Origin of the sequence: Malonomonas rubra, from assembly GCF_003247215.1 — a bacterium.
Taxonomy (GTDB): Bacteria; Desulfobacterota; Desulfuromonadia; order Desulfuromonadales; family Geopsychrobacteraceae; genus Malonomonas; species Malonomonas rubra_A.
This window is the reverse complement of record NZ_QKAP01000056.1, coordinates 49,566-71,839: the sequence shown is the minus strand read 5'-3', so window position 1 is coordinate 71,839 and position 22,274 is coordinate 49,566. Positions and strand designations below refer to the sequence as shown.

Here is a 22,274-nt window from a genome sequence, read left to right as displayed (position 1 = left end):
GTGAATTGAGAGGAACGGCAGTGAAGTTGGCCCACCCCAAATTGGCCGTAGAGGTTGCCGGACTGAAGTTCAAAAACCCGGTGATGCCGGCCTCCGGTACCTTCGGCTACGGTGAGGAGTACGCTCCCTATCTTGATTTGAACAAGCTCGGGGCGATTGTCACTAAGGGGTTGTCGCTGAACCCGAAGGCGGGCAATGCAACGCCGCGCATCTGTGAGACCGTCAGTGGTATGCTCAATGCGATCGGCCTGCAGAACATCGGCATCGATGCTTTTATTGAACACAAGATCCCTTTTCTTGCTCAGTATAACTCGCCGGTGATCGTCAATTTCTTTGGCAATACCCTGGAGGAATACGTCGAGGTCGCCACCCGGTTGGAGGATGTGCCAGGTGTGGCCGGACTGGAGATGAACATCTCCTGCCCGAACGTCAAGCATGGCGGGATTGTTTTCGGCACTGAGGCGAGTGCCGCCCACGAGGTGGTCTCGCAGGTGCGTAAGAAGACCCAAAAGCCGCTGATCGTCAAGTTGACCCCGAACGTTACTGATATCCGCGTTACTGCCAAGGCGGTCGAAGATGCCGGCGCTGACGCGATCAGCCTGATCAATACCCTGACCGGGATGGCGGTCGATGTGAAAACCCGCAAGCCGCGGTTGGCCAACACCATCGGCGGCCTGTCCGGGCCGGCGATCCGGCCGATTGCCGTGCGTCTGGTGCATCAGGTGGTGCAGGCCGTTGAGGTTCCGGTAATCGGCATCGGCGGCATTTCTCGGGCCATCGATGCGCTGGAGTTTTTGATCGTCGGCGCCAAGGCGGTGCAGGTCGGCACCGCCAACTTTGTCGATCCGAACGTTATGGAAACGATTATCGACGGTCTGGAAGAATTCTGCCAGAATGAAGGGATAGAGGATATCAACGAACTGATCGGAACGCTCGAAGTCTAACGAGAACGGACAATGGAAGTTATCACAACCCACGTCAACGCCGATTTCGACTGCCTCGGATCGATGATCGCCGCCAAGCGACTTTATCCCGATGCGGTGCTGGTGTTCCCAGGCGGACAGGAACGTGGGCTGCGTGACTTTCTATTGCAAAGCACCCTTTACGCGTATGGCATCAAGGGGCTTAAAGGCATCGACTTCGAACAGGTTACCAAGTTGATCCTGGTCGATGTCCGCAGTAGTGCGCGGATTGGCCAATTTGCCGAAATCGTCAATAAACCGGGACTCGAAATTCATGTCTATGACCATCATCCCTCTGACGAGAAATCCGTTACCGCACAGCTTGAGCATATCGAGCAGGTTGGTGCTACCACCACAATTCTGACCCATTTGTTTGTCGAACGGGGCATCGATCCGACGCCGGAAGAAGCGACTATGATGATGCTTGGCCTGTATGAGGATACCGGTCATCTGCTGTTTACCAGCACCACCCCGAGGGATTATCAGGCGGCGGCATTTCTCCTGGAGCATGGTGCCAACCTCAATACCGTGGCTGATTTTCTGGTCCGGGAGATGACTCCGGAACAGATCGATCTACTCAACGAGCTGCTTAAATCCTGCGAAAGGAAAATCATCAACGGGATCGAGGTGGCGATCGCTTACGCCTCGATTGATTACTATGTTGGCGATATCTCTTCGTTGGTACACAAGCTCAAGGACATCGAGAACCTCAACGTTTTGATCGTAGCGGTGAGAATGGAAGACCGTATCTTTCTGGTCGGCCGATCCCGCATACCCGAGGTTCATGTCGGCGAGCTGTTTCAGCGGTTCGGCGGCGGCGGGCATGCGTTTGCCTCTTCGGCGACCGTACGCGATATCCCGCTGGTGCAGCTGCTCGATCAGATCGAGGAGACGTTGCAGCAGGATATCCGCTCTAGTTTCCAGGCGCGTCACCTGATGTCGGCACCGGTGAAAACCCTTACCATCGACTCCACGATCGCGGCCGCTCGCGAGCTGATGACCCGTTTCAACTTCAACGCGATTCCGATCCTTGATGGGCAGATGTTGGTAGGCATTATTACCCGCCATGTGGTGGAGAAAGCTGCTCACCACAAGTTGCAACGAATGTCCGTTTCCGAGGTGATGACGACCGATTTTGATGTCGCAGGCCCCCAAACGCCGTTGGCGGAACTGCAGAAGGGGATTATGGAGCACAACCAGCGCTGCATCCCGGTGCTGGAGGATGGTCAACTGGTCGGGATCGTCACTCGGACAGACCTGTTACGTCACCTGATCGGTGATCGGCAGGAAATCGAGGACAGCCTGCCGGTCGAGTCGGGGCGTAGCGGTTTACGCCTGAAGCGGAAGAACCTTTCCCGCCTGATCGAGGCCCAGTTGCCGAAGTATATCCGAAACCTGCTGAGGAAACTGGGGGAGGTTGCCGATCAACAGGGGATAAGGATCTACCTGGTCGGCGGTTTCGTGCGCGATCTGCTGTTGCGCCAAGAAAACCTCGATATCGATGTGGTGGTGGAAGGGGATGGGATTGCTTTTGCCGAGGCCTTTGCCCGCACCACCCAGTGCCGGATCCGTTCGCACGCCAAATTTTCCACGGCGGTGATTATCCTGCCGGACGACTTCAAGATCGATGTTGCCTCGGCACGGATTGAATATTACGAAAAGCCTGCCGCCTTGCCGCGGGTCGAGCACTCCTCAATCCGTCATGATCTTTACCGGCGCGACTTTACGATCAATACGCTGACGATTTCTCTCAACAGCGAGACCTATGGTCAGTTGCTCGACTTCTTTGGAGGCCAGCGCGACCTGAAGGATAAGTCGATTCGGGTGTTGCACAACCTGAGCCTGATTGAGGATCCGACCCGGCTGTTCCGCGCGGTTCGCTTCGAGCAACGGCTCGGCTTCCGGATCGGTCAGCAGACCGAGCGTCTGATGCGCAGTGCGGTACGGATGAACCTGGTGAAAAAGGTCGGTGGTGCGCGGATTTTAAGCGAGTTGCGCCAGATTCTCGACGAGTCGCAGGTGATATCCGCCTTGCGCCGCCTTGAGCAGTTCGACCTTCTCAAGTTTATCGATCCTCACCTGCATTTTGACCGCAAGTCGGCGCAGATGATCGTGGCGGCGGAAAAGAGCAGCAGTTGGTTCGAGCTGCTTTACACCGGCGAGGAGTATCAGCGTTGGTTGGTTTACCTTTTTTGCCTACTCAGCCCGCTCTCAGAAAAAGGTTTACTACGCGTCTGCTGTTGGCTCGATCTGCAGCCTAAATATCAGGAGCTTTTGGTCAGGCAGCTGCCGCTTGGGCGCCTGGCCCTAAAAACGGCGCACTATAGGGCCGAGTCGGGGAACTTGCCGAAGAACAGTGAGATTTTCCACTGGTTTAACGGTCTTTCGCTTGAATTGTTGTTGTTTTTGATGTCCTGGAGTGAAAAAGATCAGGTGCGTAAATGGATCTCCCAGTATGTTACCGATTTCCGTAAGGTGACGGTGTTGCTGGATGGTAACGACCTGATCGAACTCGGAATGCAGCCGGGGAGGCATTTTCATAATGTCTTCCTCGATTTACTCGAAGCGCGTCTGAATGGCCAGATTCGCACCTTGGAAGATGAAAAAAATCTGGTGCAGGAAAAATATCTGCCGTGACTTAGTTGATTCCTGCTGCCTTTAGCCTCTTCTGCTGGACCAACAGGCTGATTTCGTCTATAAAAATGCGAACTCTTATTTCAAGAAAATGTGATTGAAAATTGATGGAAGCAATCATTTCCAAAATATCGATCATGCTGGTTCCGGCCTTGCTGGCGATCACCATGCATGAGGTCGCGCACGGTTATATCGCCGAGCGGTTCGGCGACCCGACTGCTCGGTTGCTCGGACGTTTGAACCTGAACCCCCTACGCCATCTCGACCCGATCGGTACCGTGGCGATATTTATCTTCGGGTTCGGGTGGGCGCGGCCTGTGCCGGTCAACGCCGGGAACCTGAAACGGCCGAAGCGGGATATGATCTGGGTTGCCCTTGCGGGTCCGGTGACCAATTTGTTGCTGGCGGTGATCTCCGCACTTCTGTTGCGCGGGTTCGGTTGGCTGGAAACTACGTCGCTGGGAACAACCGAACTGTTTTTGCAGTTGACCAAACCGTTACGTATGATGGTCGGTTTCAGCCTCTATATCAATGTGCTGCTAGGGGTGTTTAATCTGTTCCCACTGCCGCCGCTCGACGGTGGGCGCATCCTGATCGGTATCCTGCCGGAAAAGCAGGCGATGATCGTCAATCGTCTGGAGCCGTTCGGCTTTATACTGATCCTGTTTCTAGTCTTCTTTACCGACCTATGGTCGCTGGTCCTGGCTCCGCTGATCAGCGGGTTGGTGGTTTTGCTGGCTGGACCTGAGATCTCTTTTGTCAACCAGGCGATGTCGTTTCTATTTGGGCATTAGCACCGATGAGCTTAGTTGTCCAGCTGGAAAATTTTGCCGGTCCTCTCGATTTACTCCTGCATCTGATCAAAACCAATGAGATGGATATTTACGATATCCAGATGGTTAAGATCACCGAGCAATACCTTTCTGTTATCGAGCAGATGAAACAGCTTGATCTTGACGTTGCCGGGGAATTTCTATTAATGGCGGCGACCCTGATTCATATCAAATCGAGAATGCTGTTGCCGGTCAGCGAGGAGTTGGAGGAAGAGGAGGAAGAGGACCCCCGCGCTGAACTTGTGCGGCGCTTGCTAGAGTATCAGCGTTACAAAGAAGCTGCCGAATCACTGGCAGAGATGCCGTTGCTTGATCGTGATATTTTTTCCTCCCAGTTTGTCCCGCAGGAAATTTTGAACGATTCGGACGATGAAGTTACTGTCGGAGTTTATCAGCTGGCCGACGCATTTCACCGTCTGCTGAAAAAAGTGCCGGTGGAAATCTTCCATGAGGTGGTCCGCGAACAGCTTTCGGTTGCTGAACATGTGCAGCTGGTATTACAGCGTCTGACCGAAAAAGAGGGACGTGTCCTTTTTCGCGAAATATTTTCTGCCAACCCAACCCGTGATGAGCTGATCGTCACCTTTTTGGCTACCTTGGAATTGGTGAAAATGCGCATGGTGAAGGTTGAACAGGCGAACGAGTTCGGAGAACTCTGGTTGTCGCTGGCGGTGCCAATGGACGAGCAGGACACGGTAATTGGACTATCCGAGGATGTTTTTGACTATGGCTGATTTAAAGCAGATTGTAGAAGCCTATATTTTCGCCGCTGAAACTCCTCTATCTCTGGATCGTCTTGCGATATTGCTGGAGAAACCGCGTGGTGATGTGCGGGTTATTGTCGAGCAGCTTTTACAACAATATGCTCAAGGGGAGAGTGGTTTTTATCTTGCCGAAGTTGCCGGTGGATATCAGTTTCGCACCGATGCGGAATTGGCCCCTTGGCTCCGCAAGTTGAACAAAGAACGACCTTTCCGTTTTTCGCAGGCGGCTCTGGAAGCATTGGCGATTATCGCTTACCGGCAACCGGTTACGCGTGCCGAGATCGAGTATCTGCGTGGGGTTGATTCGGGCGGGGTAATCAAGAGTCTGCTGGAAAAGAACCTGTTGCGCATTCTTGGTAAGAAGGATATTCCCGGGCGCCCGTTGATGTATGGTACCAGTCGTCAGTTTCTCGAATTGTTCGGACTGAAGGACTTGCAGGATTTGCCGACGCTCAAGGAGTTCAGTGCGCTCGATTCGGACATTGCGGAAGCACTCCCGCTGGAACCAGGACAGGAAGGAGAAACGAATGCCTGAGCGTTTGCAGAAACTGATCGCACAGGCGGGCCTCGCTTCTCGCCGGCAGGCGGAGGCTTGGATTGCCGATGGCCGGGTGTTGGTGAATGGTACAGTGTCCCAGTTGGGAGATCGGGCCGACCTAGCGCATGACAACATCATTGTCAACGGGCGCAAGCTGTCAGTTGCGGAAGAAAAAATTACCGTGCTACTCAATAAGCCACGCGGTTATATCTCGACCTTGAAAGACCCTCAGGGGCGTGATTTGGTGACCGATCTTGTGGCCGATTTGCAGCAGCGGCTGTTTCCGATCGGTCGGCTCGATTACAATACCGAAGGGCTGCTGTTGCTGACGAACGATGGAGATTTGTCGCAGCGGCTCAGCCATCCGCGGCATCATGTCGAAAAGACCTACCTGGTTAAGGTGCGTGGCAGCTTGACCGAGCAGAAAATATGCTCTTTGCGCGATGGGATTCTTTTAAACGACGGGAAAACGCAGCCGGCCAGGGTGGCCAATGTCAGAAACGGTCGCGCCACTAGCTGGTTTGAGTTGACTATTCGCGAGGGGCGCAATCGCCAAGTTAGGCGCATGTGCGAAGCGGTTGACTTACAGGTTGTTCGCTTGAAACGGGTCCGAATCGGTTTTCTTGAGTTGGGTAATGTCGCGACCGGCCGCTATCGGATTTTGACGTCACAAGAAGTTGACAAGCTGAAAAAACTGGTGCAGATAAAAAAACAACCCCCACCCTTCAATGAAGGGATTGGCACGCCCATGTCAGGGAGATAGTGGGTAGCGGATTTCTTGCTTGTTTACACCGGGTTGCTTGACATATTCAGGTAGCGTCGCGTATTCTTTGCGGATGGTATGATTTTGCCTAACTAAGCACTTTCGGGGGTTCTTATTGGCCGCAAATAAAGAAAAATTACTTGAATCCGCTCAGAAGAATCTGAAGAAAAAACAGGTTGCCCGTGCGATTAAAGATTTCGCCAAGGTCGTGGAAATTGACCCGTCCGACGTGCGTTCTAGGCAGAAGCTTGCTGAATTACTGGTAAAGTCCGCACGTAATGCCGAGGCATATGAGCATTACGAAGTCGTCGCCAAATATTTCGCCACCAATGGCTTCTACCTGAAGGCGATTGCCATCTATAAACAGATGCTTCGTCTCGACCCGAGCCAGATCTCACTTTTCGGTCGCCTCGCCGAACTCAATGAAAAGCAAGGTCTGATCGGCAATGCGATGGCCGAGTACCGTAATTTGATCGGTTACTACGAGCGCAACGGAATGGTTGCCGATGTCATCAAGGTTTTGGAGAAGATGCGCAACCTTGATGAAAGCAACTTGAACGTGCGAGTTAAACTGGCCGAAGTTTATACTCACTGTGATCGGGTAGAAGAGGGTTTGGCCGAGTTTGAAGCGGTGCTCGCCGTATTGCGTGACAAGAACGATTTCGACAAGATCCTCAAGCTGTACCAAATGTTCATGCCTCTCTTCCCCGAAAATCGGAAGATGAAGATGGGGCTGGGGGTGATTCTGTATGAAAAGGGCGAGTTGCAAAATGGGATCACCATCCTCGAAGGTCTGTTGCAGGACAAACCGGACGATCCTGACCTACTGCGGTTAATAGCCTGCGGGTATGCAGATCTGAAAGAGTGGCCGAACGCTGGCTATACCTACCAACGCCTTCTGGCACTCGATCCGACCGATTTGGAAATTCGTGAAGATTATATTCAATGTCAAATCGGAAGTGGCGAGTTTGAACAGGCGTTGGATGAATTGGAAGAGTGGAAGGAGACGTTCTTCAAGGCAGATCGACTTGGTCAACTCAAGTTGCATTATGAAACCCTCAAAGAGAAACTCCCGGAAAGCTCAGCTGTTCTGCAAACGCTTGATTCAATTTATGAATTGACCGGCGAGGGCGAGAAGATGCTCAATATCATGTCGGAAACGGACGCGGAAGAAACCGAATCGGCTCAAGAAGAAACCCTGTCCGATTCCATTCTCGCTTCTGCTGAGGAAGATATCGAGATCCCGAGCGATATTGAGGTCGAAGCGGATGAAGAGGAGTTGTTGGTTGAGTTGCCCGAGGAGGATCATGATCTTCAGCTTGATGCTCTTCTGGAACCTGAAAGCGCCGAACCTGAGGTGAACCCCTCAGAAGAAGAGAGCGCCATTCGGCTTGACCTAAAAGAAGATGAAGAATTGGCGCCAGCCGAGGATGAGCTGGAGTTGTCTTTTGACTTAGACGATGAAGGTATTGACGAGCCATCTGGCACTGCGTTCGATATTGCCGCTAAACTTGAAGAGGCAGAGTTCTATATTCAGCAAGGATTGTACACCGAAGCGGAGAAGCTCTGTAGCGAAGTTCTTACTAACGTGCCTGACTCCGAAGAATGCCAGCAAAAACTGAACGTCATTCTCAAGCACCTTGCTCATGAAGAAGATGCGGTTATTGAGCAAGACCTTTCTGTTGAGTTTCTGTCGGAAGATGCCGGTGAGGAGGAGGACGAATTCTTTTCGGCACTGGATGATGAAAGTGAAGATAAGAAGATCTTCCGTACCGATGTCGATGAGCAGATTGCGGCTGATGACATGGAGTCTCATTACAATCTTGGTATCGCTTATCGGGAAATGGGGCTGCTCGATGATGCCATTAGCGAATTCACAAAGGCGGAGAAGGATCCTTCCCGCTACGTCGACTGTCAGACGTTAAAAGGCCTTTGCTTTTCAGACAGAAGCGATTTTGCCAACGCTGAGCTGATGTATCAGCAAGCGCTTGATTCCCCACATCTTGAAGCTGAGCAGCGGTTGAGCCTCGGTTTCGAACTTGCCTCCCTCTACGAAAAATCGGAACGCCTCGAAGAGGCTTTGAGCAGTTATCGGGTTGTTATGTCGCAAGATGAAAGCTATCGAAACGTGAAAGAGAAGATTGCCACGCTTCAGGGGCTGCTCGGAATCGAAGCTGAGGAAATTACCAATAAGGAGCGTGTTTCCTTTCTGTAGTTCCTGTACAGTCTGTTGCTCACAAGAGGATGACGTATGGGATATACAAATTATTTCCACTTCGACCGGGAACCCTCTTCAAACGCTCCGAACGATAAGTTCTATTTTGATAGTGATCAGCATACCCAGGCTCTGCTGAGATTGAAGTATTCGGTCGATTCAGATAAAGGTCTGGCTGTTTTGGTGGGAGGCGTCGGTACCGGCAAAACCACTTTGGCTAGGCGGATGCTCGAGGAGCTGCCGATCAATTAAGTATGAGTCGTCACTTCTGGGAATGATTCACTCAGAGGTAACCCCCGAATGGATCCTGTCACGCATCTGTATGCAGTTGGGGGTCAGCAACCCTGAGATCAGTCCGCTGAAAATGCTCAAATAGCTCTACGAGCGGTTGATGCAGATCGAAGCAGAGGGACGCAAGGCAGTTGTCCTGATCGATGAAGCGCAAATGCTGCAAAGCAAGGAATTGAAGGAAGAGTTCCAGGGGGCTGTTGAACCTTGAAATTCCCAGCAAGAAGCTACTTAATATTATTTTCTTTGGTTTATCTGAACTTGATAACACCTTGAAGCTGGACGAACCACTGGCTCAGCGGGTGGCGTTTCGGTATGCCTTGCGCCCCTTGTCAGATGATGCGAGCGTTTCCTATGTCAACCATCGCTTGAAGGTGGCCAGAACCAAGGAGTCGCCTTTTGAACCGGATACTTTACCGTTGATCCATCAACTAACCGGTGGCGGGCCTCGCCTGATCAACACCATCTGCGATAATGCCCTGTTCGAAACGTATCTTTGCTGTGTTGGCAAGGTAAACTCCAGGATCATCAAGAATGTGGCAGAGGATTTCGGCTTGATTGAAATGAGCGCCAGAGCCAAGGGGACTGAAACCGATGGCGATAGCGAAACGTTTTTTGAGAATCTAGAAAATAAATAGCTGTTCGCAAGAGATAAGAAATGAATTTTTCTGATAGCGGTCGGTGGTCAACGATCGCTATCTTTTTTCGTGGATAACAGATGTCTACATTACAAAGTACCATACATGTCCTTCCCGAAGCGTTGTGCAATAAAATTGCTGCTGGCGAAGTCGTAGAGCGTCCCTCGTCTGTGGTGAAAGAATTGCTGGAAAACTCTCTTGATGCTGGAGCGACGGAAATCTTGATCGAGTTGCAGTCGGGAGGGAAAAAGCTGATCAGGATCGCCGATAACGGCTGTGGCATGAATCGACAGGATGCCTTCCTGTCCTTGGAGCGGCATGCGACAAGTAAGATCAACACGGATGAGGACCTGTTTGCGCTGCAGACACTCGGTTTCCGGGGCGAAGCGCTGGCTTCCATCGCCTCAGTGTCACGTTTTCTGCTGCAAACCTGCGACAATGAAGATGGCCTCGGCCAACAAATTTATGCCGAGGGAGGAACTGTGAGGCGGGCAGAGGAGATCGGCCTGCCGCAAGGGACGGTGGTGGAGGTGCGCAACCTGTTTTTCAACCTGCCGGCGAGGAGGAAGTTTCTGCGCAAAGAGCAGACCGAGCTGAGTCATGCTGCTGATGTGGTGACCAAACAGGCGTTGGCGAATCCGAATGTCTGTTTCCGCTTGAAACATAATGAGCGGATGTTGCTCGATCTGCGTCGTGAAAAAGGGTTGCGCGAGCGTTTCGCAGCGTTGCTCGGACGCTCCCTGCTTAAAGATATGCTGGAAGTTGAACAGGAGGGAGGGGCGGATCTGAATTTACGCGGTTTGCTTTCCCAGCCGCAACTGACCCGTTCGGCCGCCAGCCATATCTATACCTTTATCAACGGCCGTTACATTCGTGACCGGGTGGTTCAACATGCAGTGATGGAAGGGTATCGCCATTTGCTGATGAAGGGTCGTTATCCGGTTGTCACCTTGTTTCTGCAGATCGATCCGGCGCTGGTCGATGTTAATGTTCATCCGACCAAGCATGAGGTTCGTTTCCGCGATCAGGGGTTGATACACGATTTTATTTCCGACAGAATCAGGCAGACGCTTCGCCCGGCTGACTGGCTGCAGGAGGACTCCACTGCTAAAGAGGGTGAGGTTTTTGACAGGGTAGCAATGATTCCTCCTTTGAAGGCAGGGAAAAAGGAATATCCGCCATCTCGCATTGAAATTTCGTCGGTCACAAATGAGCCGGTCGCCGAATATGTTTCGGACCCACTGGTTACTATGAAGGAAAATGTGGTTCCGCCCAATGCCGCTGAACCAACAGCAGAAAGGCCTGAGCCGGTTGAGCAGCTGGTGCTTCCGGCAACAGCGCCACAGGGTTTCTTTTCCGGTTTGCAGATTCTTGGGCAGTATCACCAAAGCTACTTGCTTTGCCAAGACGGTGACGACCTGATCCTGGTTGATCAACATGCTGCCCATGAGCGGATCGGCTTTGAGAAGTTGCGTCATTCCTATGCCGAAGGCGCCGTGATAAGTCAGGCATTGATGTTTCCGGAACTGCTTGAGCTTGATTACCGCAGTGCCAACGCGCTGGAGGAAAACCGTGCGGAGTTGGGCCGGCTCGGATTTGAAATTGAGCCCTTTGGCGGCAAGTCGTTTGCCTTGAAGACGATCCCACAGGTGCTGGTCGGCAGAGATGTTGCTCCGCTGGTGATTGATGTGGCCTTGGAGCTCGAAAAGGTCGGGCGGGCCGGCAAACTGCAGGAATCGATCGACGAGATTTTGATTCTGATGGCCTGTCACGGTGTGATTCGCGCCAATCAGGGATTGTCGATCGCGGAGAGCAAGGCTTTGTTGCGGGAACTCGATCAGATCGATTTCAAAGCCAATTGTCCGCATGGTCGACCGGTGCTGCAACGGCTGACGCTGACCGAAATCGAACGATTGTTCCGGCGGCAGTAGCGCGATGAGGCGGACGAAGATTCCAGTGCTGGTGGTCTGTGGACCGACGGCAAGTGGAAAGACCGGTTGGTCGTTACAGTTGGCAAAGCGGTTTCCGATTGAAATCATTTCTGCAGATTCCCGTCAGGTTTATCGGCAGATGGATGTCGGTACCGCCAAGGCAACCGCCGAAGAGCAGGCGCGGGTTCCGCATCATATGATCGATCTGATCGATCCGGATCAGGAATTTTCGGTCGCCCAGTATGTTGATCAGGCGCGACCGCTGATCGAAGAGATTGATGGCCGGGGGAATATCCCCTGTGTTGTTGGCGGCACAGGTCTTTACATCAGGGCGTTGCTGGGCGGTCTGGCCGATACCCCAACCGGTGACCAGATTTTGCGTGATCGATTGCATCAACGTGAGTTGGAAGAGGGCGTAGGAGCGCTTCATGCCGAATTGGCAAGCATTGACCCAGTGGCTGCTGAACGGATTCATCCGAACAATGTTGTCCGGCTGGTGCGCGCGCTAGAGGTTTATTATGTCAGTGGGAGAACACTGACGGAACTGCAGGAAGAACATCAGTTCGCAGATCAGCCCTATCGGGTCATGAAGTTTGCGCCTGCTCAGGAACGGGCGGAACTTTACCGGCGGATCGATCTGCGAACTGAGCAGATGATTGCGGAGGGGCTGATTGAGGAGGTACAGGGCTTGGTCGGACTATACTCTGCAGATCTCAAGGCATTGCAGACTCTCGGGTATCGAGAGGTGCTGCGTTATCTGCATGTGCCGGACAGTCATCAGCAGATGCTGGAGGAAATCCAGACAGCCACTAGGCAGTATGCAAAGCGGCAGTTGACTTGGTTCAGGAAAGAACCCGAAATAATTTGGGTTGATTCCTTAACGGAGTCTGGTAGAGTGTTACGGTCTATTGAGGATTTTATCAGTCAACAAAGGAGCGGATATGCCTAAGTCACCCTTTAATATTCAGGATCAGTACCTGAATCAGGCCCGCAAGGAACGGGTTAAAGTGAATATTGTAATGATGTCAGGGGACAAGTTGGAAGGTTACATCAAGTCGTTTGACAGTTTTTGTGTGCTCGCTGAAAGCGATGGTGACATCCTGATTTATAAGCACGCGATCAGTTCGATTACTTCGGTTGATGGGAATTTCCGTCTGCATGGTGGTCGCGACTAATCCTAGTTTTAACACAAAGACAGATGAAGCAGGGGCGGTGCAAAGGGCATTGCCCCTGTTTTGTTTTCTCCCGAGTGTTATAATCAGCACGTAAGCTTCTTTTGAGAGTCGCAAAATGCTTCGTATCGAATCAGTTGAACCAGGAAGTTATGCCGCAGAATTGGGCTTGGATCCAGGGGATATGTTGCTGGCGATCAATCAGCAGCCAATAGCGGATTTGGTTGACTATTATCGTCACATCGAGGCAGAAAAACTGCATCTGGAAATCCTGCGCCGGGATGAAGAGGTCTGGGAATGCGAGATCGAAAAGGAGTCGGAAGAAGATCTCGGCCTTCAGATTGAACATCCCCAGCCGAAGCAGTGCGGCAACAACTGCATTTTCTGTTTTGTGCATCAATTGCCTCAAGGGATGCGTCGCTCGCTCTATATCAAAGATGAGGATTACCGCTTTTCCTACCTTTACGGTTCCTATATCACCTTGAGTAATCTGCACGAAGCAGATTTGCAACGTATTCTCAGACAACAACTGTCACCACTCTATATTTCAGTGCATACGACTGATGATCCGCTGCGCCGGCAACTGCTCGGCTGCGAGGCGCCGCCGATCCTGCCACAGATCGAAAGGCTGACCTCCGGGGGGATCGAGCTGCATTGCCAGATTGTTGTCTGCCCTGGATACAACGATGGTGATGTGCTGGAAAAATCGATTTCCGATCTGGCTGACTTTTATCCACAGGTAGCTTCCTTGGCGGTCGTGCCGGTCGGGTTGACAGCTCACCGTCAGCACTTGCCTGAACTCCGCAAGCTGACTACCACGGAAGCCCGGACTATTCTGTATCAAATCGAGCAGCTTCAGCAGCAATATCTGGCGGAAAAGGGGAGCCGCTTTGTGTTTCCTGCCGATGAGATTTATTTGCAGGCTGGCGAGGAACTCCCGGAAATTTCGGTCTACGAAAACCTGGCGCAAATTGGAAATGGCGTCGGATTGATCGCCCAGTTTAGACAGCAAGTTTCCGAAGTACTGCTGGAGGCGGAACCGCTTGAGCTGAAAAAGGCCAGTCTGGTAACTGGCCATTCATTCAGCCGCGAGCTGCATGGTTTTGCCGAACGGATGGCAGTACGCACTGGTGTTGAGTTATCGGTTCTTGCGGTAGAAAATCGATTTTTCGGTAGTGATGTGACGGTTACCGGGCTCTTGACCGGAACCGATCTGATTGAACAGTTACAGCGACATGATTTGGGGCAGGGACTTTTGCTTCCTGATGTGATGCTAAAAGAAGGGGAACGATTGCTGCTTGATGACCTGTCGGTCGAGGATCTGGAGAAGGCGCTCGAGGTCCCGGTGGTGGTGGTGGAGAGTTCACCGTGGGGAGTGCTGGAGGGGCTGGAAGCGCTGGCAGGCGGATCTGTCAGTGTGGTGCACTGTTGAAACGGAATGAAGATTATGCCCGAAGAAATACCAGTTTTAGGCATGAAATGCCAGAAATGCGTAGCCCGGGTCACCGGTCTGATCGAAGCTTTTTCGCAGGTAGAAAAGGTCTCTGTCTCGCTTGAGGAGAAGCGGGCGAAAATTTACTTCAACTCCAAAGCGCCTGGTCTCGAGCCGATCCTTGCCGCTTTACACGAGGCCGGATTTTCAACCGAAGCACCACAGATGGTGGCTGAAACCAGTAGTGTACCAGAGGGTATCGAAATCAGCGGACAAACCGAATCATTGCGTTTCTCCATTCAGGGGATGAGCTGCGCCTCTTGTGCGTCGACCATCGAAAAACGATTACTTGAATTGCCCGGGATCGGCCGCGCGGTTGTTAATCTGGCCGGCAATTTCGGGCAGGTTGAGTTCGACTCGACCCTGCTGACAAAAGAAAAAGTTTTTTCCGCTGTCGATGCTGCTGGTTACAAGGCGCTGGCTGAAAAACCGGAAGATTCAGCTGATCCCGATTCCCGTCGGGAGTTGATCAACCTACTGATTGCAGTCAGTTGTGCGCTACCGATCATGTTGCTGATGTTTTTCCCGATGTTCGGCTCGGCGACTTTGCTTGTAAACGCGCTGTTGGCGTCGATCGCGCAGTTTACTGCCGGTATTGGATTTTACACCAGCGCCTGGAAGTCGTTGCGAAATCGATCCGCCAACATGGATGTGCTGGTGTCGCTCGGGATCACTGCGGCTTACGGCTACTCGCTATTAGCGGTATTTGGTCTACTCGGTGCCGGAGCCACGGTTTTCTTCGAAACCAGCGCCATGCTAATCATGTTTATTCGCTTCGGCAAGTGGTTGGAAGCGAGGGCGAAAGGGAGGGCAGGTGCTGCCTTGAAACAGCTGTTGAAGTTGCAGGCCGACCGGGCCGTACTTCTGGATGCTGGACAGGAGCGGGAGGTCGCCGCCAGTGAGGTCAAGCCGGGGGATCTGCTGTTGGTTCGGGCCGGGGAAAAGATCCCGGTCGATGGCGAAGTTGTTGAGGGGACTGCCGCGGTTGACGAAGCGATGATCAGCGGTGAAGCGGTTCCGGTCAACAAGGAGCCTGGCTCTGAGGTGACCGGGGCGACCATCAACAGGACTGGGCGGCTGGTGATTCGTGCTACGCGGGTTGGCGAAGCCACAGTTCTGGCACAGATTGTCCGGCTGGTCGAAGAAGCACAAGGCGACAAAGCGCCGATCCAGCGAATTGCTGACCGGGTTTCCAACTATTTTGTCCCGACGGTGGTGGTGGTCTCACTGTTGACCTTCGTTAGTTGGTACTTGTTGGTGCAAAGCGGTTTTCTGTTTGCTTTTCAGATGGCAATAGCGGTTCTGGTGATTGCCTGCCCTTGTGCGCTAGGGTTGGCAACGCCGACGGCAATCATGGTGGGAAGTTCGGTCGGTCTGGAGCGTGGAATCCTGTTTAAAAAAGCTTCGGTGCTAGAGCAGATTTCTAAATTGCAGATGCTTCTGCTCGACAAGACCGGGACCTTGACCAGCGGTGATTTTCAGTTGGCGGAAATTGTCTGCTATCACGGGTGGAAAGCTGACGAGGTGCTGCAAGCGGCAGCTAGACTGGAAGAGGCAAGTCACCATCCGTTGGCCAAAAGCATTGTCGCTGAGGCCCGACACCGCAACCTGCAATGGGCTGTGCAGCACGATGTCGAAGAGGTCGGCGGCCAAGGAGTCAAGGCGGATGTTGATGGTCGGAGCGCTCTTTGCGGACAGTCCAAACTGCTACTCGATGCCGGGGTTGATCTGTCGTCTGCCGCTGCTGATGTCGAGCGGCTCGCCGCGGCGGGCAATTCGCTGGTGTTTCTCGCCTTTGAAAAACAGTTGGTGGGGGTGGTCGGCTTGACCGACGTGATCAAACCGAATGCGGATAAGATTATTTCCCGCCTGCAGAAGCTCAACATCGATTCGGTACTGCTGACTGGTGACCGACAGGTCGCTGCTGACGCGGTTGCGAAAAAAATCGGCATCGAGCAGGTCGAAGCAGAAGTTCTGCCCGAACAGAAGCTGGAAGTGGTGCGCAAGTATCAGCAGCAAGGCATATTGGTCGGTATGGTCGGTGACGGCATCAATGATGCTCCCGCGCTGGCACAGGCGGATATCGGCATCGCCATCGGCAGTGGTACTGATGTGGCGAAAGAGACCGGCGACCTGATTCTGGTCGGCGGCGATCTCTTCGATATCGAGCGGGGGATCCGACTGGGGAGGCAAACGTTGCTTAAAATCAAACAGAATCTGTTCTGGGCGTTTTTCTACAATATCCTGGGGATTCCTCTTGCGGCGGGTCTGTTTTATCCTCTGTTCGGTCTTTATCTTAAACCAGAGTTCGCCGGACTGGCGATGGCATTTTCCAGTGTTTCGGTCGTGGCGAACAGCCTGCTGTTACGAAACATGAAATCACGCCTTGAGGAATTGGGCTGATGAAAAAGAGGGTCATCGGTGTCATCGGGGCGGGTCAGGTCAGTGCAGCGGGAGCTGAGCAGGCGTATCGGGTTGGTCGCTTGATCGCCGAAAACGGTTGCGTTCTTGTTTGTGGCGGTTTGGGCGGTGTCATGGCAGCGGCGGCTAAGGGATGCTCCGAGGCTGGGGGCGATGTGCTCGGTATTTTACCGGGCGCGACGGCAGAGAGTGCCAACCCCTATGTTAACCTGCCGATCGTGACCAATATGGGGCATGCGCGCAATGTGATTATTGCGCATACCGCTGATGTTTTGATCGCGATTGAAGGTGAGTATGGAACTTTGTCGGAGATGGCAATCAGTTTGAAATTGGGTAAGAGGGTTGTGCAATTGGAAGGCCGTTTCCGTTTTGATGAGGCGGTTGTTGCTGATTCTGCGGAGGAGGCGGTTGCCTTGGCGATGAAATCTTTTGGAGGGTTGGATTGATGGTGAACGAAGCACAGGCGGAAGCACCGAGCTGCCCGCTTTTCTCGAAAGAAGGGGATTCTGTTGCCGAACTGATCGAATGGATCCGGGGGCGGGGTAAGGTGGTGATCGTGACCCACGACAATCCCGATCCCGACTCGATTGCCGCTGCTGTAGGATTACGGCATCTGCTGCTTGTGAAAACCGGACAGGACGCCGTTATCACCTATGGCGGCATCGTAGGACGTGGTGAAAATCGCAGCATGGTTCAGTTGCTGGAAATCCCGCTGGTGCCGATCGCCAAGCTCGACCTGAGTCAATTTGCAGTTTTCTGTATGGTCGACACCCAGCCGAATACCGGCAACAATTCTTTCCCGGTGGGACTACCGGTTCATCTGGTGATCGATCACCATCCGGCGAAATCTGATCTTTCAGCAGTCTGCTGGGTTGATATCCGCAGTAACTATGGCGCTTCGGCGACGATATTATACGAGTACCTCTGTCAACAGGAGGTGTCGCTTAATACCAAGCTGGCAACCAGCCTGTTTTATGCAATCAAGTCAGAAACCCAGGACCTGGGACGTGAATGGTCCAAGGCCGACCGCGAAGCTTATCTTAAGTTGTTGCCGATCTCGAACAATCGGATCCTGTTCGATATCATCCATCCTCAAGTTCCACGCGAATATTTTTCGGCATTTTTGACCGCCATCGAGAACTCGACGCTTTACGGCCCGGTTCTAGTTTTCAACCTGCGCAAGATCGAGAATCCTGATCTGGTCGCCGAGTTGGCAGATTTTCTACTCCGGCAGCAGGGGGTCAAGTATGTTCTCGGAATGGGCTGGTTTGATGGGATGCAGATCCTCTCGATGCGGGCGCTGGCTCCCGATGCCAAACTGGGCCTGGTGATCCAGCAGATAGTTGACGGGCTCGGAACGGCTGGCGGGCACGGTATGATTGCGGGCGGGCAAATTCGTGAGATGGCCGTGGATGAACCGGCTCAGCAGGAGTTGGAGCGGTTGTTGACCCGGAGGTTGTTCAAAGCGCTGGAGCTGCCATCGGTCCCAGGGGAGCCGTTGATTACGGGAAACGAATAATGCTCGGTACTTTCGTTGACAGCAGCTTGACGGCTGGGGTATAACCGAGCGGTTTTCAATATGGAGTCATAATGCGTTTGCTGCTGATACTATTCATCTTTTCTTTTTTTGCTAATCCTCTGCTGGCTGCTGTCGACATCGCTCCGCGTGGAAAACAACCGGCGCGGATTCAAGATGTTTATCAGCAGGGTGGCGTCCCCTACATTGCCATTGAAGATGTCTTGGGTGCGGTCGGGTTGACCGGACATTGGAACTCCATAAAACATATCTTCCGAATTCGCAGTCCACGCGGCTGGGCGGAAATCTCACCGGCAAGCAGCTACCTCAAGCTGGGTGAAAATTATTATCCGTTACAGGAAAAGCCTCGCTTTATAGATGGCCGCCTGCGGGTAACCGACAATTTTGTTCTTAACCAGTTGCCGATGCTGGTCGGAAAACCGATCTACTTCCGGAACAATGACCCCGATGCCGATACCGTCGTTGAAGAAAAACCGAGCGGTATTGAGCAGCTGTTCTCTTTTTTGCTCAATAAGAAGAGCAAACAAAGCGGACCGCTGATCCGTGCCGTTGCCATCGACCCAGGGCATGGAGGGCTCGATACCGGGGTGATAGCCGAGTCCGGCTTCAAGGAGAAAGAGGTAAATCTGAAGGTCGCCCAGAAGCTGGCAAAGCAGATCAAAATGAAGCTTGGTATTCCGATCTACTTGAGTCGCGACGGCGATTACGAGTTGAACCTTGAGCAACGCCTGAAACCGGCCTCGCAGGAAGATGTTGATATCTGGTTGCTGCTGCATGCGGAAGCATCGATGTCTTCTGATGTCCATGGCGTCACCCTGTTTATTAGACCAGATGAAAAATCACATGTGAAGGATAAGGGAGCTGAAGCTGAACCCAGCGACAATGTTAGCCGGAAGCTTGCTGATCAATTGGCAACTGCCTTACGGCAAGCAGGCATCGTCGTGAACGGGATTTACGAATCCTCTCTTTTGTCTCTTGGGCGAGGGAGTTTGCCGACGGTTCAGGTTGAACTCGGTTTCCTGAGCCATCCTGAAGAGTTGGCGGAGCTTCGGGATGAGGAATATCAGGAAAAGTTGGCGCAAGCTCTGTATCGTGGGATCCACGACTACGCCGAATTGAAGAAGGAGAAGTTATGAGTTTAAGCGAAATCGAACGGACAGATGGTCGAAGTCAGAACCAGTTGAGGCCGATCAGTTTTCAGCGCCAGTTTACTCGATATGCCGAAGGTTCAGTGCTGGTCTGCTGCGGGGAGACCAAGGTGCTCTGCAACGCGTCGGTGGAAGAAAGGGTGCCACCTTTCATGCGTGGCGAAGGGCGCGGTTGGGTCACTGCCGAATACAGCATGCTGCCCCGTTCGACCCACACCCGCTCACCACGCGAAGCGGCCAAGGGGAAGCTGTCCGGCCGCACCCAGGAGATTCAACGACTTATCGGTCGGTCCCTGCGGGCGGTCACCGACCTCAAGGCGATGGGCGAGATCACCGTGCAGATCGACTGCGATGTACTGCAGGCCGATGGTGGCACACGCACTGCATCAATCACAGGGGCTTATGTCGCCCTTTTTGATGCCTTCGCTGGGCTGGTGCAAAAAGGTGTACTCAACAAAATTCCGCTCAAAGACAGTGTCGCCGCGATCAGCGTCGGGGTTGTCGAAGGGATCCCGCTGCTTGACCTCAATTATGATGAGGACTTCAAGGCCGAAGTCGATATGAACTTTGTAATTACCGGTTCCGGTAAGTTTGTCGAAGTGCAGGGAACGGCCGAGGAGGAGCCTTTTTCCGTCGAGGAACTTGACTCCTTGCGCGACCTGGCGCTTCAAGGCTGTACCCGGTTGACTGAAATGCAGCAGGAAGCGCTGGGGATAAAATGATAAAACTGCTGGTCGCGACCGGGAATCAAGGGAAGCTGAGGGAGATCCGGCGTTTGCTGGAAGGCAGCGGCGTTGAAGTTGTTGGGCTTGATCAATTTCCTGAAGCTCCTGATGTTGTTGAGGATGGAGACACCTTCGAGGCGAATGCCCGCAAAAAAGCGTTGGAGATGGCTCAGTTCAGTGGCTACCTGACGCTGGCTGACGACAGTGGTCTGACGGTTGCCGCTTTGCACGGGGCTCCGGGGGTGCATTCGGCCCGCTATGCCGGGGAGCAGGGCAATGACGCGGCCAACAATGCTAAATTGCTGGCGGAAATGTCAGATATTGCCGACGAAAAGCGGCAGGCGGAGTTCAATTGCGTGATGGCGCTGGCAGTCCCGGCGGGTGATTGCCAGGTTTTTGCCGGTAAGGTTTCCGGTTTGATCATGCGCGGTGAAAGAGGCGACGGTGGTTTTGGTTACGATCCCCTGTTTATGGTGCCTGAGTATGGCAAGACCATGGCCGAGCTACCGCTCGATATCAAGAACCGTATCAGCCACCGTGGTGCCGCGTTAAAACAGGTGCTCCCTGTTCTGCAGCAGATGGCCGAACAAGCTTGACAGCATCCCGGTGCAATGCTACAAAGCGCACGCAATTTTTAAACTAACAACTCAAAATATTGGAGGAATTCGTCATGGAAAGAACATTCGCCATCATAAAGCCCGATGCATTCGCTGCTGGCCACGCCGGTAAGATCTTGGCTCGTATTTACGCCGAAGGTTTCAAGGTTATCGGCTTGAAGAAGCTCTACATGAGCAAGGTTGAGGCTGAAGGTTTCTACGCTGTGCATAAAGAGCGTCCTTTCTTCGGCGAGTTGACCGACTTTATGAGCAGTGGCCCCTGCATTGTAATGGCTCTGGAAGCTGAAGGTGCTATCCTCAAGTGGCGTGACCTGATGGGCGCTACCAACCCGGCTGAGGCCGATGAAGGCACCCTGCGCAAGGAGTTCGGTGCTTCCATAGGCGAAAACGCCACCCACGGTTCTGATGCACCGGAGACAGCTGCGTTCGAACTCGGATACTTCTTCAACGGGTTGGAACTGCTATAAAAATAGCTTGAAAAGCGCTTGTTTCAAGCAAAGCCCTTCGGTACAATCCGGGGGGCTTTTTTCGTAATTGTTTCAAGAACAAAGAGGCTTAATTGAGGAGTGATAAAGTCGATCTTAAGGGTCTGACGTTGGATCAGTTGCAGCAGTTCTTGGTCGATCTCGGTACGCAGAAATTTCGCGCCAAACAGATCATGAAATGGATCTACCAGCGCGGCGTCACCGATTTCGAACAGATGACCGACCAGGGGAAATCCTTACGGCAGCAGCTGGCTGGACATGCGGTTATCTCCAGCTGGCAGCCGGAGGCAGTCGAGGCGAGCAGCGATGGAACTAGGAAGTACCTGTTCCGGTTGGACGATGGTGAATCGGTCGAGGCGGTGCGCATCCCGATGGAGACCGAGAAGGACACCCTCTGCATCTCGACCCAAGTCGGCTGTGCCATGCAGTGCCAGTTCTGCCTGACCGGAACCTTCGGCCTGACCCGGAACCTGACCCCGGCGGAGATTGTCAACCAGGTTTGCGGCGTCCTACCGGATGGGCCGATCGCCAATATCGTGTTGATGGGGATGGGGGAGCCCCTACACAACTTGGACAATGTTGTCACGGCTCTGAAAATCCTTTGTCTGGATGATGGACTCGGCTTTGGCAGCCGGCGGATCACCTTGTCGACCAGCGGCCTAATTCCGGAGATGGGTAAACTCAGCGAGATGATCAAGGTCAACCTTGCAGTCTCTCTCAACGCAACTACAGATGAAGTCCGCGACCGGTTAATGCCGATCAATAAGAAATATCCATTGAAAGAACTGATGGCCGCCTGTCGAGACTACCCGCTTGGACCGCGACAGAAGATCACCTTTGAATACATTCTGATCAAAGGGGTCAACGATTCACTGGCGGATGCCAAGCGCTTGGTCAAGCTGCTACACGGGATCAAGGCGAAGGTTAACCTGATCCCGTTCAACGAACATGCTAGCTCGGAGTTCAAATGCCCGGATGAAGAGACGATCCGCGAATTCCAGACCTACCTGCTTGACCGGCAGATCGTGGCGATGCGTCGTGCCAGCAAGGGCCAGGACATTTCGGCGGCCTGCGGACAGTTGAAGGGAAAGCTGGACAAGTAAGTTAAACA

The 22,274-nt window shown here is 53.0% G+C and carries 21 protein-coding genes; all 21 read left to right on the top strand.

What is annotated here, in order from left to right:
• The first annotated feature begins 26 nt into the window (after positions 1-26).
• The gene (locus tag Q7J88_RS05285) at positions 27-944 is read left to right on the top strand and encodes a dihydroorotate dehydrogenase (RefSeq protein ID WP_369681976.1); all 918 of its coding nucleotides are present in this window, start codon (positions 27-29) and stop codon (positions 942-944) included.
• A gap of 12 nt (positions 945-956) precedes the next feature.
• Complete coding sequence (locus Q7J88_RS05280) at positions 957-3,599, top strand: CBS domain-containing protein (protein WP_303721107.1); 2,643 nt, start codon at positions 957-959, stop codon at positions 3,597-3,599.
• 104 nt (positions 3,600-3,703) lie between these two features.
• A complete protein-coding gene (locus Q7J88_RS05275; RefSeq protein ID WP_303721106.1) occupies positions 3,704-4,390 on the top strand; it encodes a site-2 protease family protein in 687 nt (228 codons plus the stop codon).
• A gap of 5 nt (positions 4,391-4,395) precedes the next feature.
• Positions 4,396-5,163 carry a ScpA family protein gene (locus Q7J88_RS05270; RefSeq protein ID WP_303721105.1) on the top strand — a complete coding sequence of 256 codons (768 nt, stop codon included), beginning with the start codon at positions 4,396-4,398 and terminating at the stop codon, positions 5,161-5,163.
• Complete coding sequence (scpB, locus tag Q7J88_RS05265) at positions 5,156-5,728, top strand: SMC-Scp complex subunit ScpB (protein ID WP_303721104.1); 573 nt, start codon at positions 5,156-5,158, stop codon at positions 5,726-5,728. The genes Q7J88_RS05270 and scpB overlap by 8 nt, the downstream gene beginning before the upstream one ends.
• Positions 5,721-6,494 (top strand): pseudouridine synthase, encoded by a 774-nt coding sequence (locus Q7J88_RS05260; protein WP_303721103.1) that lies wholly within the window; start codon positions 5,721-5,723, stop codon positions 6,492-6,494. The genes scpB and Q7J88_RS05260 overlap by 8 nt, the downstream gene beginning before the upstream one ends.
• Positions 6,495-6,609: 115 nt before the next feature.
• A complete protein-coding gene (locus tag Q7J88_RS05255; RefSeq protein WP_303721102.1) occupies positions 6,610-8,709 on the top strand; it encodes a tetratricopeptide repeat protein in 2,100 nt (699 codons plus the stop codon).
• Positions 8,710-8,745: 36 nt separating this feature from the next.
• Positions 8,746-8,961, top strand: a complete 216-nt coding sequence (locus Q7J88_RS05250) for a hypothetical protein (RefSeq protein ID WP_303721101.1) — start codon at positions 8,746-8,748, stop codon at positions 8,959-8,961.
• 236 nt (positions 8,962-9,197) lie between these two features.
• Complete coding sequence (locus Q7J88_RS05245) at positions 9,198-9,635, top strand: hypothetical protein (RefSeq protein WP_303721100.1); 438 nt, start codon at positions 9,198-9,200, stop codon at positions 9,633-9,635.
• Between the two features lie 80 nt (positions 9,636-9,715).
• Positions 9,716-11,566, top strand: a complete 1,851-nt coding sequence (mutL, locus tag Q7J88_RS05240) for a DNA mismatch repair endonuclease MutL (RefSeq protein ID WP_303721099.1) — start codon at positions 9,716-9,718, stop codon at positions 11,564-11,566.
• 4 nt (positions 11,567-11,570) lie between these two features.
• Complete coding sequence (miaA, locus tag Q7J88_RS05235; RefSeq protein WP_303721098.1) at positions 11,571-12,515, top strand: tRNA (adenosine(37)-N6)-dimethylallyltransferase MiaA; 945 nt, start codon at positions 11,571-11,573, stop codon at positions 12,513-12,515.
• On the top strand, positions 12,508-12,741 hold the full coding sequence (hfq, locus tag Q7J88_RS05230; protein ID WP_303721097.1) for an RNA chaperone Hfq: 234 nt from the start codon (positions 12,508-12,510) through the stop codon (positions 12,739-12,741). Before miaA ends, hfq begins: the two co-directional genes overlap by 8 nt.
• Positions 12,742-12,856: 115 nt before the next feature.
• Positions 12,857-14,170, top strand: a complete 1,314-nt coding sequence (locus tag Q7J88_RS05225) for a DUF512 domain-containing protein (RefSeq protein WP_303721096.1) — start codon at positions 12,857-12,859, stop codon at positions 14,168-14,170.
• A gap of 15 nt (positions 14,171-14,185) precedes the next feature.
• Positions 14,186-16,633 (top strand): heavy metal translocating P-type ATPase, encoded by a 2,448-nt coding sequence (locus Q7J88_RS05220; RefSeq protein WP_303721095.1) that lies wholly within the window; start codon positions 14,186-14,188, stop codon positions 16,631-16,633.
• Positions 16,633-17,097, top strand: a complete 465-nt coding sequence (locus Q7J88_RS05215) for a TIGR00725 family protein (protein ID WP_303721094.1) — start codon at positions 16,633-16,635, stop codon at positions 17,095-17,097. Before Q7J88_RS05220 ends, Q7J88_RS05215 begins: the two co-directional genes overlap by 1 nt.
• Positions 17,097-18,170, top strand: coding sequence for a bifunctional oligoribonuclease/PAP phosphatase NrnA (locus Q7J88_RS05210; protein WP_303721093.1), 1,074 nt, complete (start codon positions 17,097-17,099; stop codon positions 18,168-18,170). Before Q7J88_RS05215 ends, Q7J88_RS05210 begins: the two co-directional genes overlap by 1 nt.
• 71 nt (positions 18,171-18,241) lie before the next feature.
• A complete protein-coding gene (locus Q7J88_RS05205; protein WP_303721092.1) occupies positions 18,242-19,324 on the top strand; it encodes an N-acetylmuramoyl-L-alanine amidase in 1,083 nt (360 codons plus the stop codon).
• The gene (gene rph / locus Q7J88_RS05200; protein WP_303721091.1) at positions 19,321-20,058 is read left to right on the top strand and encodes a ribonuclease PH; all 738 of its coding nucleotides are present in this window, start codon (positions 19,321-19,323) and stop codon (positions 20,056-20,058) included. The genes Q7J88_RS05205 and rph overlap by 4 nt, the downstream gene beginning before the upstream one ends.
• Positions 20,055-20,657: an XTP/dITP diphosphatase gene (locus Q7J88_RS05195; RefSeq protein WP_303721090.1), complete on the top strand. Its 603-nt coding sequence runs from the start codon at positions 20,055-20,057 to the stop codon at positions 20,655-20,657. Before rph ends, Q7J88_RS05195 begins: the two co-directional genes overlap by 4 nt.
• Before the next feature lie 74 nt (positions 20,658-20,731).
• The gene (ndk, locus tag Q7J88_RS05190; RefSeq protein WP_303721089.1) at positions 20,732-21,145 is read left to right on the top strand and encodes a nucleoside-diphosphate kinase; all 414 of its coding nucleotides are present in this window, start codon (positions 20,732-20,734) and stop codon (positions 21,143-21,145) included.
• Between the two features lie 92 nt (positions 21,146-21,237).
• Complete coding sequence (gene rlmN, locus Q7J88_RS05185; protein ID WP_303721088.1) at positions 21,238-22,266, top strand: 23S rRNA (adenine(2503)-C(2))-methyltransferase RlmN; 1,029 nt, start codon at positions 21,238-21,240, stop codon at positions 22,264-22,266.
• Positions 22,267-22,274 lie beyond the last annotated feature (8 nt).

What these genes read in the sequence shown, in the direction of transcription:
- Q7J88_RS05280 (WP_303721107.1), top strand. Translation starts at nt 957, where the DNA reads ATGGAAGTTATCACAACCCACGTCAACGCCGATTTCGACTGCCTCGGA.
- Q7J88_RS05275 (WP_303721106.1), top strand. Translation starts at nt 3,704, where the DNA reads ATGGAAGCAATCATTTCCAAAATATCGATCATGCTGGTTCCGGCCTTG.
- Q7J88_RS05270 (WP_303721105.1), top strand. Translation starts at nt 4,396, where the DNA reads ATGAGCTTAGTTGTCCAGCTGGAAAATTTTGCCGGTCCTCTCGATTTA.
- scpB (WP_303721104.1), top strand. Translation starts at nt 5,156, where the DNA reads ATGGCTGATTTAAAGCAGATTGTAGAAGCCTATATTTTCGCCGCTGAA.
- Q7J88_RS05260 (WP_303721103.1), top strand. Translation starts at nt 5,721, where the DNA reads ATGCCTGAGCGTTTGCAGAAACTGATCGCACAGGCGGGCCTCGCTTCT.
- Q7J88_RS05250 (WP_303721101.1), top strand. Translation starts at nt 8,746, where the DNA reads ATGGGATATACAAATTATTTCCACTTCGACCGGGAACCCTCTTCAAAC.
- mutL (WP_303721099.1), top strand. Translation starts at nt 9,716, where the DNA reads ATGTCTACATTACAAAGTACCATACATGTCCTTCCCGAAGCGTTGTGC.
- miaA (WP_303721098.1), top strand. Translation starts at nt 11,571, where the DNA reads ATGAGGCGGACGAAGATTCCAGTGCTGGTGGTCTGTGGACCGACGGCA.
- hfq (WP_303721097.1), top strand. Translation starts at nt 12,508, where the DNA reads ATGCCTAAGTCACCCTTTAATATTCAGGATCAGTACCTGAATCAGGCC.
- Q7J88_RS05225 (WP_303721096.1), top strand. Translation starts at nt 12,857, where the DNA reads ATGCTTCGTATCGAATCAGTTGAACCAGGAAGTTATGCCGCAGAATTG.
- Q7J88_RS05220 (WP_303721095.1), top strand. Translation starts at nt 14,186, where the DNA reads ATGCCCGAAGAAATACCAGTTTTAGGCATGAAATGCCAGAAATGCGTA.
- Q7J88_RS05215 (WP_303721094.1), top strand. Translation starts at nt 16,633, where the DNA reads ATGAAAAAGAGGGTCATCGGTGTCATCGGGGCGGGTCAGGTCAGTGCA.
- Q7J88_RS05210 (WP_303721093.1), top strand. Translation starts at nt 17,097, where the DNA reads ATGGTGAACGAAGCACAGGCGGAAGCACCGAGCTGCCCGCTTTTCTCG.
- Q7J88_RS05205 (WP_303721092.1), top strand. Translation starts at nt 18,242, where the DNA reads ATGCGTTTGCTGCTGATACTATTCATCTTTTCTTTTTTTGCTAATCCT.
- rph (WP_303721091.1), top strand. Translation starts at nt 19,321, where the DNA reads ATGAGTTTAAGCGAAATCGAACGGACAGATGGTCGAAGTCAGAACCAG.
- Q7J88_RS05195 (WP_303721090.1), top strand. Translation starts at nt 20,055, where the DNA reads ATGATAAAACTGCTGGTCGCGACCGGGAATCAAGGGAAGCTGAGGGAG.
- ndk (WP_303721089.1), top strand. Translation starts at nt 20,732, where the DNA reads ATGGAAAGAACATTCGCCATCATAAAGCCCGATGCATTCGCTGCTGGC.